The sequence below is a fragment of the Mesorhizobium sp. WSM3859 genome, assembly GCF_002295065.1.
Lineage (GTDB): Bacteria > Pseudomonadota > Alphaproteobacteria > Rhizobiales > Rhizobiaceae > Mesorhizobium.
On sequence record NZ_NSGG01000005.1, the window covers coordinates 71,298 to 84,172 of the forward strand.

The 12,875-nt window shown below is 63.4% G+C and carries 13 protein-coding genes; 3 read left to right on the plus strand and 10 right to left on the minus strand.

Translation table 11 applies throughout. The features are described from left to right. Positions 1-2: 2 nt before the first annotated feature. From CK230_RS12920 to CK230_RS12945, 6 genes are all read right to left on the minus strand, one after another. Positions 3-842, minus strand: a complete 840-nt coding sequence (locus CK230_RS12920) for an alkaline phosphatase family protein (RefSeq protein ID WP_095817564.1) — start codon at positions 840-842, stop codon at positions 3-5. Between the two features lie 123 nt (positions 843-965). Next, positions 966-2,621 carry an ABC transporter ATP-binding protein gene (locus CK230_RS12925; RefSeq protein ID WP_095817565.1) on the minus strand — a complete coding sequence of 552 codons (1,656 nt, stop codon included), beginning with the start codon at positions 2,619-2,621 and terminating at the stop codon, positions 966-968. Beyond that, on the minus strand, positions 2,621-3,445 hold the full coding sequence (locus tag CK230_RS12930) for an ABC transporter permease (protein ID WP_095817566.1): 825 nt from the start codon (positions 3,443-3,445) through the stop codon (positions 2,621-2,623). The genes CK230_RS12925 and CK230_RS12930 overlap by 1 nt, the downstream gene beginning before the upstream one ends. 12 nt (positions 3,446-3,457) lie before the next feature. After that, positions 3,458-4,417 carry an ABC transporter permease gene (locus tag CK230_RS12935; protein ID WP_095817567.1) on the minus strand — a complete coding sequence of 320 codons (960 nt, stop codon included), beginning with the start codon at positions 4,415-4,417 and terminating at the stop codon, positions 3,458-3,460. A gap of 16 nt (positions 4,418-4,433) precedes the next feature. Next, positions 4,434-6,020: an ABC transporter substrate-binding protein gene (locus CK230_RS12940; RefSeq protein ID WP_095817568.1), complete on the minus strand. Its 1,587-nt coding sequence runs from the start codon at positions 6,018-6,020 to the stop codon at positions 4,434-4,436. Between the two features lie 150 nt (positions 6,021-6,170). Continuing rightward, the gene (locus CK230_RS12945; protein WP_095817569.1) at positions 6,171-8,156 is read right to left on the minus strand and encodes a CocE/NonD family hydrolase; all 1,986 of its coding nucleotides are present in this window, start codon (positions 8,154-8,156) and stop codon (positions 6,171-6,173) included. A 186-nt stretch (positions 8,157-8,342) separates the two neighbouring features. On the opposite strand from CK230_RS12945, the gene CK230_RS12950 reads away from it, so the two are divergent. Both CK230_RS12950 and CK230_RS12955 read left to right on the plus strand, forming a co-directional pair. Further along, positions 8,343-8,597, plus strand: coding sequence for a BrnT family toxin (locus CK230_RS12950; protein ID WP_095817570.1), 255 nt, complete (start codon positions 8,343-8,345; stop codon positions 8,595-8,597). Beyond that, on the plus strand, positions 8,584-8,895 hold the full coding sequence (locus tag CK230_RS12955) for a BrnA antitoxin family protein (RefSeq protein WP_095817571.1): 312 nt from the start codon (positions 8,584-8,586) through the stop codon (positions 8,893-8,895). Before CK230_RS12950 ends, CK230_RS12955 begins: the two co-directional genes overlap by 14 nt. Positions 8,896-8,905: 10 nt before the next feature. On the opposite strand, the gene CK230_RS12960 is transcribed toward CK230_RS12955, so the two are convergent. From CK230_RS12960 to puuE, 4 genes are read right to left on the minus strand one after another with little or no spacing between them, the layout of a single operon-like run. Further along, positions 8,906-9,499, minus strand: a complete 594-nt coding sequence (locus CK230_RS12960; protein ID WP_095817572.1) for a nucleoside deaminase — start codon at positions 9,497-9,499, stop codon at positions 8,906-8,908. 11 nt (positions 9,500-9,510) lie between these two features. Beyond that, positions 9,511-10,002, minus strand: a complete 492-nt coding sequence (locus CK230_RS12965; protein WP_095817573.1) for an ureidoglycolate lyase — start codon at positions 10,000-10,002, stop codon at positions 9,511-9,513. Next, entirely contained in the window at positions 9,999-10,874 is an 876-nt protein-coding gene (locus CK230_RS12970; protein ID WP_095817574.1) for a bifunctional allantoicase/(S)-ureidoglycine aminohydrolase, read from the minus strand. The genes CK230_RS12965 and CK230_RS12970 overlap by 4 nt, the downstream gene beginning before the upstream one ends. 14 nt (positions 10,875-10,888) lie before the next feature. Beyond that, positions 10,889-12,313 carry an allantoinase PuuE gene (gene puuE / locus CK230_RS12975; RefSeq protein WP_095817575.1) on the minus strand — a complete coding sequence of 475 codons (1,425 nt, stop codon included), beginning with the start codon at positions 12,311-12,313 and terminating at the stop codon, positions 10,889-10,891. A gap of 187 nt (positions 12,314-12,500) precedes the next feature. Between puuE and uraH the strand changes: the two genes are divergently transcribed. Then, on the plus strand, positions 12,501-12,875 hold the full coding sequence (uraH, locus tag CK230_RS12980; RefSeq protein WP_095817576.1) for a hydroxyisourate hydrolase: 375 nt from the start codon (positions 12,501-12,503) through the stop codon (positions 12,873-12,875).

The following is a 12,875-nucleotide window of genomic DNA, read 5'->3' on the forward strand; positions in this document are numbered from 1 at the left end:
GCTTACCCCAAAAACACCTTCGCCTTCATCGTCGCCGGTATCTGAACCCCAAGCCGGCTCAGCACCGTCGGCGCGAGCTGCAGCTGGTCGAGCAGCATGTCGGCCTCGGGGCCCTTCGCGGGCCCGAAATAATAGAGCGCGAAATCCTGCATCTCGTCGTCATGGCCGCCATGGTGGCCGCGGTCGGTCTGGCCGTGGTCGGCCGTCACGATCACTTCATAGCCGGCCGCGCGCCATTGCGGCAGGAAGGCGGCGAGCATCGCGTCCATGGCGTAGCAGGCATGGTCCATCTCGATGCAGTCATGGCCGAAGCGGTGGCCCATCGAATCCAGCGTGCAGGTGTGCAGGATGCCGTAGTCGATGCCGTGGCGCCTCGACAGCATGGTCAGCGTCGCGAACAGATCGACGTCGCTCGGCGTCATCTGGTTCTTGAGATTGTAGCCGGTCATGGTGTGGAAGCGGCCATGCGTGATCGGCCCGCTTGGATCGTCGAACTCCAGGTCCTCGACAAGATCGAACGGAAAGCTGCGGAAGAACTCCGACCAGTAGGAATGCGCCACCGCGCCGGTCTTGCCGCCGGCCTTGCTGACTTCCGAGAAGATATCCGGCTGCGTGACGCGAAAGCGGTTCTCGTTGGACAGGATGCCATGCACCTGCGGGGCCACCCCGGTGTGGATCGAGGCATAGCAGCAGGCCGAGGTCGACGGCAGCACCGAGCGCATCTTCCACACCTGCGCCTCGCCCGACTGCGCCCAGCCCTCGAGATTGCCCATCAGCCGGCGCCAGTTCCGGTAGGGCACGCCGTCGAGGATGATGAGCAGCAATTTGGATTTGAGCGCCACGGGGCGGGGCTCCTTATGGTTTTGGGGTAGGGATCTGCATCGAGGCCTGGCCAGCCCCGGCCAAGCCTCAGAAGCGCAGAGGAGGACGCCAGCTCAACCCAATGTCGTCCGGCATGACGCGCTCTAGTTGCCGGCGCTCTCCATGCGCCGCCCCGCGATCGCCTTCTCCAGCCAGCCGATCTCCATCTCCGGCACGGAGGACAAGAGCAGGTCCGTATAGGCGTCGAAAGGCGGCGTCAGCACCTTGCTCTTGGAACCGTAACGCACCACCTCGCCGCGATACATCACCGCGATGGAATCGGCGATCGACTTCACCGTCGCCAGGTCGTGGGTGATGAAGAGATAGGCGACCTTCTCCACCTGCTGCAGATTGAGCAGGAGCTTCAGAATGCCGTTGGCCACCAGTGGGTCGAGCGCCGAGGTCACCTCGTCGCAGATGATAAGCTTCGGCTTGGCGGCGAGCGAGCGCGCAATGCAGACGCGTTGCTTCTGGCCGCCGGACAGCTCGGCCGGATAGCGATCGACGAAACCCTTGCCCATCTCGATCTCGTCGAGCAGTTCGGCGACGCGCTTGTCGCGCTCGCGGCCCTTCATGCCGAAATAGAACTCCAGCGGCCGGCCGATGATGGTGCCGACCGTCTGGCGCGGATTCATCGCCACGTCGGCCATCTGGTAGATCATCTGCAGCTGGCGCAGGTCTTCCTTCGGCCGGTCGGAAAGCTTGTTGCCGAGGGTGCGGCCGTCGAAGACGACGCTGCCCTGCTCGGGCGGCAACAGGCCGGTGATGGCGCGCGCCAGCGTCGACTTGCCGGAGCCGCTCTCGCCGACCACGGCCAGCGTCTGTCCGGGAAAGATGTCGACCGAGACGTTCTTCAGCACCTTGACGTGGCTGCCGCCATAGGCGGCGGTCACATTCTTCACCGACAGCATCGGCGTCGTGCCTGGCTGTTGCTCGCGATGCTCGATCTCGTGCACCGAAACCAGCGCGTTGGTGTATTCCTGGCGCGGTTCCTTGATGATCTGCCTGGTGCCGCCCCATTCGACCAGCCGGCCGTGGCGCAGCACCATGATCTCGTCCGACACCTGGGCGACGACGGCAAGGTCGTGAGTGATGTACAAAGCCGCCACATGCGTGTCGCGGATGGCGTCCTTGATCGCCGCCAGCACGTCGATCTGTGTCGTCACGTCGAGCGCCGTGGTCGGCTCGTCGAAGACGATCAGGTCGGGTTCCGAGCACAGCGCCATCGCCGTCATCACGCGCTGCAGCTGGCCGCCGGAGACCTGGTGCGGAAACCGCTCGCCGATGGTTTCGGGGTTGGGCAGGCTGAGCTTCTTGAACAGCGCGACGGCGCGTTTCTCGGCTTCGGCCCTAGTCGCCGTGCCGTGCAGCAGCGATGCCTCCACCACTTGGTCCATCAGCCGGTGCGCCGGATTGAAGGCGGCCGCCGCCGACTGCGCAACATAGCAGACCTCGCGTCCGCGCAATTTGCGAAAACCTTCCTTGCCGCCCTTCAATATGTCGCGGCCGTTGAGGATGACCTCGCCGCCGGTGATGCGCACGCCGCCGCGGCCATAGCCCATGGACGACAGGCCGATCGTCGACTTGCCGGCGCCGGATTCGCCGATCAGGCCGAGCACCTTGCCCTTTTCCAAGGTCAGCGAGACATCATGCACCAGCGTGATCGTCTTCGGCGCCTCGCCCGGCGGATAGACCGTCGCTTCGATGCGCAAATTGCGGATGTCTAGCAGCAGACCGGGCTTCGCTTTCGTGTCGGCCATCACCCGCGTCCTCCCTTGAGACTCGTCGTGCGGTTGAGCACCCAGTCGGCGACGAGATTGACTGAGATCGCAAGTGCTGCGATCGCCGCGGCCGGGATCAGCGCCGCCGGAATGCCGAACACTATGCCGTCCTTGTTCTCCTTCACCATGCCGCCCCAGTCGGCGTCCGGCGGCTGCACGCCGAGGCCGAGGAAAGACAGCGTCGACAAGAACAGCACCGCATAGATGAAGCGCAGGCCGAGTTCCGAGACCAGCGGCGACAGCGCGTTGGGCAGGATCTCGCGGAAGATGATCCAGCCGCTGCCTTCGCCGCGCAGCTTCGCCGCCTCGACATAGTCCATGACGTTGATGTCGACCGCGACCGCGCGCGACAACCGGTAGACGCGGGTCGAATCGAGAATGCCCATCACCAGGATCAGCGTCACCAGGTTCGACGGCAGCACCGAGAGCACCACCAGGCCCATGATCAGCGTTGGGATCGACATCAGGAGATCGACGAGGCGCGAGAGCAGCGTGTCGTACCAGCCGCCGAACACCGCCGCCGAGAAGCCGAGAATGGCGCCCAGCGAGAAGGATAGCGCCGTTGCCAGCACCGCGATGAACAGCGTGATGCGAGCGCCGTAGATCATTCGCGACAAGAGATCGCGGCCGAGATTGTCGGTACCCAGCCAATGGTTGGCCGACATCGGCTCCCAGACGTCGCCGATGATCTCGGCATTGCCGTGCGGCGCGATCAAAGGCGCGAAGACGGCCGTCAGCACGAACAGGGTCGTCAGCACGATGCCGATCAGTGATGCGATGGGGATGCGTCTGATGTCGAGCATATCCGCCGCCCCCTACTTCGGATGCCTGAGCCGCGGATTGGCGACGATCGCCCCAATGTCCGCGATGATGTTGAGGGTGATGTAGACGGCCGCGAAGATCAGGCCGACAGCCTGGACCACGGGCACGTCGCGCTTGGTGACATGGTCGACCAGATACTGCCCCATGCCCGGATAGACGAAGATCACCTCGACCACGACGACGCCGACGACGAGGTAGGCAAGGTTGAGCATGACGACGTTGATGATCGGCGCGATCGCGTTCGGGAAGGCGTGCTTGCGGATGACCGCGAAGCCCGAGAGGCCCTTGAGCTCCGCCGTCTCGACATAGGCCGACTGCATGACATTGAGGATCGCCGCGCGTGTCATGCGCATCATATGGGCGAGCACCACGAGCGTCAGCGCCGCCGCCGGCAGCGCGATCGCCTGCAGGCGTTCGCCCAGAGACATTCCTTCGTAGACGGTGGAGATCGCGGGGAACCACTGGTGCTCGACCGCGAAGTAGAAGACCAGCAGATAGCCGATGAAGAACTCCGGGAAGGAGGTCGAGGCGAGCGCGACGCCGGAGATCAGCTTGTCGACCCAGCCATTGCGGTAGCGGACCGCGATCAGCCCAAGCGTGATCGCCAGCGGGATCGCCACGATGGCAGCCCAGAAGGCCAGGAACAGCGTGTTCCACAGCCGTTCCCTGATCGATGTTGCGATGTCCTGCCCGCTCGACATGGCAGTGCCGAGGTCGCCGGTCAGCACGCCGCCCAGCCAGTGGAAATAACGGATATAGGCGGGCTGGTTGAGCCCGAGCTGCTCGCGCAGATTGGCGAGCGACTCCGGCGTCGCCGATTGTCCGAGAATGGCTTGCGCGACGTCGCCGGGCAGGATCTGCGTTCCGGCGAAGATCAGGACCGAAACGGCCAACAGCAGGAGGATGCCCAGCGCAATGCGCTGGGCCACCAGTTTCACGATGGGTGAGGACATCTCCGCAAAGCCGTGCTCAGGCTTCCAGCCAGCACTTCGCCAGGGCGTAGCCGTTCATCAGTTCCTGATGCGGATCGTCCACCCAGCCTGCAACCTTCGGACCTGTCGCGTCGATGAACTGGTTGAACATCGGCAGGATCAGGCCGCCTTCGTCGCGCACCATGACGGCCATGTCATGGTACATCTGCTTGCGCTTGCCCTCGTCGAGCTCGGCGCGCGCCGCCAGCACCATCTTGTCGAAGTCCGGACGCTTGAAGCGCGTGTCGTTCCAGTCGGCCGTCGACAGGTAAGCGGTCGAGTACATCTGGTCCTGGGTCGAGCGGCCGCCCCAATAGGAAGCGCAGAAGGGCTGCTTGTTCCACACCTCGTTCCAGTAACCGTCGCCGGGCTCGCGCTTGATCTCGAGCTTGATGCCGGCCTTGGCCGCGCTCTGCTGGTAGAGCTGGGCCGCGTCGACGGCGCCGGGGAAGGCGACGTCCGAGGTCCTCAGCAGGACCGAGCCGTCATGGCCGGACTTCTTGTAGTGGAACTTGGCCTTGTCCGGATCGTACTTGCGCTGCTCGATCTCGGTGAACAGCGGGTAGGAGGCGTTGATCGGGAAGTCGTTGCCGAGCGAGCCGTAGCCGCGCAGCACCTTCTTCAGCATCTCCTCGCGGTCGATCGCAAGCTTCAGCGCCATCCTGAGGTCATTGTTGTCGAACGGCGCCGTGTTGCAATGCATGATGAACACGTAATGGCCGGGACCGGCATGGTTGCGGATGGTGACGCCCTTCACGCGTTTGATCAGGTCGACGATCTTCGGCTCGACGCGGTTGATCATGTTGACCTGGCCGCCCTGCAGGGCCGCCGTGCGCGCCGTCGCGTCGTTGATGACGACGACTTCGACCTGGTCGGCATGGCCCATCTTGTCGCCTTGCCAGTAATTGGCGAAGCGCTCGCCGACATGGCGCACGCCGGGCTCGTTGACCTTGACCTTGTAGGGGCCGGCGCCGATACCGGCGTCAGGCTTGTCCTTGCCGCCATTCGGCTGGACGATCAGGTGATAGTCGCTGAGCAGGTAGGGCAGGTCGGCGTTCGGCTCCTTGAGCGTCAGCACCACTTCCTTGCCGCTGGCCTTGATGGTGTCGATGCCCTTCATGTAGCCGAGCGCGCCGGACTTCGACTTCTCGTCCGAATGACGTTCGAGCGTCGCGGCGACGTCCTCGGCTGTCACTGTCTTGCCGTTGTGGAATTCGACGCCGTCGCGGATCTTCAGCGTCCAGACCTTGGCGTCGTCCGAAGAGCCGATCTCCTCGGCGATGCGGTTCTCGAGCTTGCCCTCGGGCGACAGCTCGACGATCATTTCGCCCCAGCATTTGCCGAAGGCGAACGGCACCTGCGTCATCATCAGCGCCGGGTCGAGGCTGTTGGTGGATTCACCGCCGACCAGGCCGGCCTTCAGCGTGCCGCCCTTGACGGGGCCGGCAGCGCGGGCCGCGCTGGAAAGCAGCGAGTTGGCGAACGGAGCGGAGATGCCGAGCGCAGCGGCGCGGCCGAGAAAATCGCGACGGCTGAGCTTGCCGGCGGCGACACGCCGGCTGAGATAGTCGAGTTCGTTGGTCATTGTAGGTTCCTCACTCTGATGGTTCGACCTTATGGTCGTTTCTTGCTTCTTGAGGAGATAATGACCGCAACGTAAAGCCGTAAGCAAGACCGAATGCGACATGCCGTGGCGTAAATGGCGCGTCGCATTTGGACCAATCCTGCCAGCGCTTCAGACGAGGGCGCGGGGGATTATCTGCTCGAAATCGCGTTCAAAAACGAGATTCTCGGCCTCATAGGCTTCGATTCTGGCGCTGAGAATGAAATTTTGCGCGTCGCAGCGCATCTCGGCGAAGGTTTCGGTCCGCACTGACCACTCATCTCGAGAGAAAGTCTGCGTCCAGTGCGTGCTGCCCTTGGCCGACAGCGGATCGTCCGGGCGGATTGCCCAGATCTCCCTGACGATGCTGCCGTGGACCAGCCTGTGGTCGAGATCGCGAACCTCGCCGAAATCGTCGGTTATGGAAAGCGTGACCAGATCGGTCTTCTCGTCGCGGTCGACATGGCGTTCGGAATTCGCCGGCCGGATGGTCTCGGTCGCCCAGGGCGTCGCGCCTTCCGGCTCGGGAAACGAAACCTCATCACCTTTCGCCAGCGGACGCAGCGGCAGGTTCAGCGTTGCGCTAGCGAGATCGAGCCGCACCGGCTCCGGCGAGGGCCAGATCATCGGCCAGTAGGCGGTCGAAACGGCGACGCGCAATTTGTGGCCGGCAGGCACCCGGTACGCGCACTGGTCGAGCACCACACGCGCCGAAACGGTCTCGCCGGGGACCAGCGCCCGCGGGAACTCATGCGAGTTGCGGTGGGTCAGATTGAGGACACCATAGGAGATCAGCTCCGAGGCGCCGTCGGGATGCACGTCACAGAGACGCACGGCAATGTTGGCCTGGGGTCGGTCGGAGGCAACCTGGACCATCAGCTCCGGTGCCCCGACAATGTCGATCGCCTCGCCGAGCTCGGGCTGGTCGAAGCACGCCGACAGCGCGTCGTCGGGGCGCTGGTCGCCCGGCAGTTCCGGCCCGAAGGTGAAGGGAAAATACTCGCCGCCGGCAAGTCCGCAGGTCTGCGGCGAAGCCACGATCGAAGGCCTTGCGCCGGCGGAAATAAGCTCGATCGCCTCGACCTTGATGTTCGAGGACGGCCATTCCTGTTCCGCGACCCAGCGGCCCGGCCGCTCGGGATGCCAGCGGGCCGGCCGCACGCTGTCCATGACATAGGCGCGGTAGTCCGGATCGGCCTCGACGCCGGTCTCAATGCCCTTCAGCCAGCGGTCCCACCAGCGCAGCGCCTCCTGCAGGAAGCCGATGGCGGGTTTTGGCCCGGCATAGTGCGGGTATTTGTGGATCCAGGGGCCGACGATGCCTTTGACCGGCGACTGGATGTTGGTGACGAGATTGGAGATCGTGTTGCGGTAGCCGTCATGCCAGCCACCGATCGACAGCACCGCCGCTTTCACCGCGGAAAAATCCTCGCAGATCGAGCCGCGCTTCCAATAGGCGTCGCGATGCTGGTGGTTGAGCCATAGCGGCAACAGGAAGGGCTGGTTCTCCAGCCGGCTCAGCCACAGGTCGCGCCAGCGGTTGCCGCCGGCAATCAGCGGGTCCGGCGGCCGCGACGAGTAGGAGAGCATCGTCGAGGCCCAGCCGAAATTTTCGAGCAGCAGGCAGCCGCCCTTGTAGTGGATGTCGTCGGCATAGCGGTCGACGGTCGAGCACAGGCTGATCACCGCCTTCAGCGCCGGCGGCTGTTTGGCCGCCACCTGCAGGCAGTTGAAGCCACCCCAGGAAATACCCATCATGCCGGCATTGCCGTTGCACCAGGGCTGCGCGGCCGCCCAGGCAATGACGTCGCAAGCGTCCTGCAACTCCTGCTCTGAATATTCATCGTCCATCAGCCCTTCGGAATCGCCATTGCCGCGCATGTCGACGCGGATCGAGGCGTAGCCGTGCCCGGCGAAATAGGGATGGGTCAGCTGATCGCGAAAAATGGTGCCGTCACGCTTGCGGTAGGGCAAATGCTCTAGAATCGCCGGCACCGGATTGTCGGCTGCGTCCTCCGGCATCCAGATGCGCGCCGACAGCCGGCAGCCATCCGGCATGACGATGCCCATATCGGGAATTTCGATGACTTTTCGGGGGAATTCGGTGACGGTTTTCATGGCAGGGCATAACGCTACGCGGCGAGGCGACTTTCAATCGCCATTCGCGACTGGAGCATCAAAAAATGCGACCTGGGTCGTTAGCGAGCACATCCTCGGAGATCCGGGTTCTTCTTGTATCTCTCGATTAATTTGTGTATTACGTTTATTCACGTTGCCCGACGCAGACACATTGGATGATCTTGCCTGAAAATCGTTTGGGATGAGCCAAAACGGGTGACGAACCTAGCAAGCCGGGGTCTCGACTTCGCCGATCTCGATGTCGAGTTTTTTGCCACTTCAATCGTTATCCCGGCCAAGGCCGGTCGGCTCAAGGCGATTGGAGAATTTAGAGAGATCGTTCTCGCCATGATCTTCAAGCCGCTTGGTTCCGAAGCGATCTCGGTGATCTCGATGCGTCATGCCAGCCGAAAGGAAAGGTCCGTGTATGAGCAACACTAAATCACACATTCGGAGGCTTACCGACGCCGAGGAAGCCGAAATTCAAAGACAGATTGCTGCTGATCCCGAGGATGGGGAGGCGACCGACGAACAGCTGGCACAAGCCAAGCCTTTCGCGGAAGCGCTCCCGGAGCTTTTCGAGAGTATAAGGCGTTCCCGCGGCCGGCCGGCCCTAGAGAACCCAAAGCAAGTCGTATCGATCCGCCTGGACCAGGATGTCGTCCGAAAATTCAAGGCGACCGGCAAAGGCTGGCAGGCAAGGATAAATGAAGTGCTGAAAAACGCGAAGGTAAGGTAGTCAATCCGCGTCAATTCAACGGAATATCGTTGTCGCCCTTGCCTTCCTGGTAAGCCCCGGAAAGCTCGTCATAACGCGTCGAAATCCTGCCGATACGCTCTTCCAGCCGCTTGCGCTCGGCCTCCGGCAACGCCCGCACCAGCCTGCGGATGGAAAAGCTTTTCCAATAGGCGTTTTCGGCGTTGTAGCCGCCGGGGTCGAGGGTGAAGACCTCTTTCAGGATTTTCAGGTCGTGCGGTATGGCAAAGCTGTCACGCGAATCCTCGTGGCTGAAGAGATAGTAGAAATTGTCGAAGCCGGTCCAGGTGATTGCCGACAGGCAGAGCGAGCAGGGCTCGTGCGTGGCGACGAACAGCGCATCCTTGGTGTCGACGCGCTCGGCCTTCGGCATCTCGTAGAAGCGCTTCAGGCAATGCACCTCGCCATGCCAGAGCGGATTTTCCATCTCGTTGTTGGTTTCGGCCAGCACCAGCGAGCGGTCGTCTTTCCGCAGGATGGCGGCGCCGAACAGCTTGTTGCCGTGGGCGACGCCTTCGGCGGTCTTCGGCACGATGTCGTGCTCGATGACGTCGAGCAGGCGGTCGATCAGCGAAACGTCGGTCATGGGAAAGGCTTTCAGGGAAGGTGGATCTCGTAAGGATGCGAGAAATAGAATTCTTCGAGATTGGAGCCGTCGCCGCCGCGGTCGACGATGACGAAATCCTGTTCCTCGCCGATCGGCGTCAGCACGCCGTGCCACAGGTTGCGGCGGTAGTTGATGCCTTGTCCGGGCGCGGCAATGAAGGCGTGCGGCTCGCCCGGCCCGTCCTTCGCATCATGGCAGACGACCACCAGAAAGGGTCGCGGCGATAGCGGGATAAAGGCTTGGCTGCCGAGCGGATGGCGCTCGACCATGGTGAGCTTCAGCGGCATTTCGTAAGGCGTGCCGCGCACCATCGAGATCAGCACCCGCGCATTCGGGCCGGCCGCCTCGGCGGTGGCGAGGTCGTGATAGCGCATCGCCTTGCCGCCATTGATCGGGTAGCGGTTGTCGCCGCCCATGTCGATGACGTCGCCGAACGGCGCGAAGTTCTCGCGGGTCAGCGGTTGGGCGACGATGCGGCTCACCGCGCCTTGCCTCCAAGATAGCCGCCCCCAAGATAGCCACCAAGCCTGGCGTGCCGGTTGACGTCCTTGTAGAGCAAATAGCGGAAATTGCCGGGCCCGCCCGCATAGCAGGCCTGCGGGCAGAAGGCGCGCAGCCACATGAAGTCGCCGGCCTCGACCTCGACCCAGTCCTGGTTGAGGCGGTAGACTGCCTTGCCTTCCAGCACATAGAGCCCGTGCTCCATGACATGGGTCTCGGCAAAGGGGATGACCGCGCCGGGCTTCAGCGTGACGATGGTGACATGCATGTCATGGCGCATGTCGGCGGGGTCGACGAAGCGGGTCGTTGCCCAGCGCCCTTCCGTGCCCGGCATCGGGCTCGGCGCAACGTCCTGGTCGCTCGAGAAGAAAGCTTCCGGCACGTCGAGGCCGTCGACCGCCTCATAGGCCTTGCGGATCCAGTGAAAGCGGGCAGCGGCGCCGCTCTCGTTGCGCACCTTCCAGCCGCTGGAAGGCGGCAGGAAGGCAAAGCCGCCGGGGGCAAGCACATGCTTTTTGCCGGCAAGCGAAACGGTGAGCTCGCCCTCGACGACGAACAGCACGCCCTCGGCGCCGGCGTCGAGTTCCGGTCGGTCGCTGCCGCCGCCCGGCAGGATCTCGACGATGTACTGCGAAAAAGTCTCGGCGAAGCCCGAAAGCGGCCTTGCGATGATCCAGGCCCTGGTCTTGTCCCAGAACGGCAGCGTGCTGGTGACGATGTCCTGCATCACGCCCTTGGGGATGACGGCATAGGCCTCGGTGAAGACGGCGCGGCCGGTCAAAAGCTCGTTCTGGCCGGGATGGCCGCCCTGCGGCGCGTAATAGGTTTGCTCGGACGTCTTGATCATATCCATGGGGATCCCTGGCGTTACTGCGGGAGCAGGTCTCTCAGCCGAAGCAATGCGATGCGTTCGACCTGACAGCATGCAGTCTCGAACTCGGTGCCGCGACTGTTGCCGATGCGCGCTTCGAACTCCGCCAGGATCTGGTCCTTGGTCTTGCCCTTGACCGCGATGATGAAGGGGAAGCCGAAGGTGGTGACATAGGCGGCGTTGAGTTTCGAGAACAGCTCGCGCTCCTTGTCGGTCAGCGCATCGAGCCCGGCGGAGGCCTGCTCCTTGGCCGACTCCGGCGTCAGCCGCTTGGCCGCTGCCAGCTTGCCGGCAAGGTCCGGATGCGCGTTGAGCACGGAAAGCCGCTCGGCCTCCGTCGCCGCACGGAAGACGCGGCAGAGCGCGTTGTGCAGGCCGCCCGCGCTGTCATGCGCCGGTCCGAGCTCCAGCTCGTAGGCGCGTTCGGCGATCCAGGGCGAATGCTCGAACACCCCGCCGAAAGCGTGCACGAATTCCTCGAATTCCATCCGCGACGGACGCAGCGCCGGCGCCTCGTAGGGATGCGTCTCGCGCCAGTGTTTTGCGATGTCGATGCGCCTTGTCAGCCACACCTTGTCGTGCGACTTCACATAATCGACGAAGCGCTTCAGCGCCGCCACACGGCCCGGACGGCCGACCAGGCGGCAATGCAGGCCGATATTCATCATGCGCGGCCGGCCCGCTTTGCCCTCGGCATAGAGCGTGTCGAAACTGTCCTTCAGATAGGCGAAGAACTGGTCGCCGGAGTTAAAGCCTTGCGGCGTCGCGAAACGCATGTCGTTGGCGTCGAGCGTGTAGGGGATGATGAGCTGCGGCGTCTCCAGCCCGTCGCGGTCGAACCAGTAGGGCAACTCGTCGTCATAGGTGTCGGAGACATAGTCGAAGCCGCCTTCCTCGGCGACGAGCCGCACCGTGTTGACCGAGGTGCGGCCGGTGTACCAGCCCGTCGGCCGCGCGCCGGTCACTTCGTAGTGCAAACGGATGGCCTCATCGAGGTCGCGCTTCTCATCCTCGGCCGCATGGTCGCGGTAATCGATCCATTTCAGGCCGTGCGAGGCGATCTCCCAGCCGGCTTCCTGCATCGCCGTGACCTGATCGGGCGAGCGTGCGAGCGCGGTGGCGACGCCGTAGCAGGTCACCGGCACTTGCGCTTCGGTGAACAGCCGGTAGAGCCGCCAGAAGCCGGCGCGGGCGCCGTATTCATAGATCGACTCCATATTCCAGTGGCGCTGACCGACCCAGGGCGCCGCGCCGACGATTTCGGACAGGAAGGCTTCGGACGCCTTGTCGCCATGCAGCACGCAGTTCTCGCCGCCTTCCTCATAGTTGACGACGAACTGCACCGCGACATGTGCCCCGCCGGGCCATTTCGGGTCCGGCGGATTGGCCCCGTAACCGCGCATGTCCCTATCGTAACGCATTGTCGCTCCTGCCCGATTGTTGAGATGAAGATATCGAAAGGAGTGCGCATGCATTCCCCCGAAAATTTTTGAAAGTGCTTTTTGCCGCGCTCCGCTCGACCGGGGCTTATGCATCGCCTTTAATTGGCGCACAATTGATCTGAAACTGTACCGGCCAATCGGTCGTGCTGGAAATGGGAGACCGCCAGTGGCAGAAACGTCGAAAGCCGATGGCGGGCGCCTGACCACCCATGTGCTGGACACCGCGACCGGCCGGCCGGCGAAGGGCCTGACGATCGAGCTTTTCCGCATCGAGGGACAGAGCCGCACGCATCTCAAGACCGTCGCCACCAATGATGACGGCCGCTGCGACGCGCCACTGCTGGCCGGCACCGAGTTCCGCACCGGCGAATATGAGCTGGTTTTCGCCGCGGGCGACTATCTGCGCGGCCAGGGCATCAGCTTGCCCGAGCCCGCTTTCCTCGACATCGTGCCGATCCGCTTCGGCATGGCGGAACAGCGGCATTACCATGTGCCGCTTTTGATTTCGCCCTATGGCTACTCGACCTATCGGGGGAGCTGA

Excerpts from the sequence above, each read along its gene's own strand:
- CK230_RS12955 (WP_095817571.1), top strand. The coding sequence starts at position 8,584 with ATGAGCAACACTAAATCACACATTCGGAGGCTTACCGACGCCGAGGAA.
- CK230_RS12930 (WP_095817566.1), bottom strand. The coding sequence starts at position 3,445 with ATGCTCGACATCAGACGCATCCCCATCGCATCACTGATCGGCATCGTG.
- CK230_RS12945 (WP_095817569.1), bottom strand. The coding sequence starts at position 8,156 with ATGAAAACCGTCACCGAATTCCCCCGAAAAGTCATCGAAATTCCCGAT.
- puuE (WP_095817575.1), bottom strand. The coding sequence starts at position 12,313 with ATGCGTTACGATAGGGACATGCGCGGTTACGGGGCCAATCCGCCGGAC.
- CK230_RS12960 (WP_095817572.1), bottom strand. The coding sequence starts at position 9,499 with ATGACCGACGTTTCGCTGATCGACCGCCTGCTCGACGTCATCGAGCAC.
- CK230_RS12940 (WP_095817568.1), bottom strand. The coding sequence starts at position 6,020 with ATGACCAACGAACTCGACTATCTCAGCCGGCGTGTCGCCGCCGGCAAG.
- CK230_RS12970 (WP_095817574.1), bottom strand. The coding sequence starts at position 10,874 with ATGGATATGATCAAGACGTCCGAGCAAACCTATTACGCGCCGCAGGGC.
- CK230_RS12935 (WP_095817567.1), bottom strand. The coding sequence starts at position 4,417 with ATGTCCTCACCCATCGTGAAACTGGTGGCCCAGCGCATTGCGCTGGGC.
- CK230_RS12925 (WP_095817565.1), bottom strand. The coding sequence starts at position 2,621 with ATGGCCGACACGAAAGCGAAGCCCGGTCTGCTGCTAGACATCCGCAAT.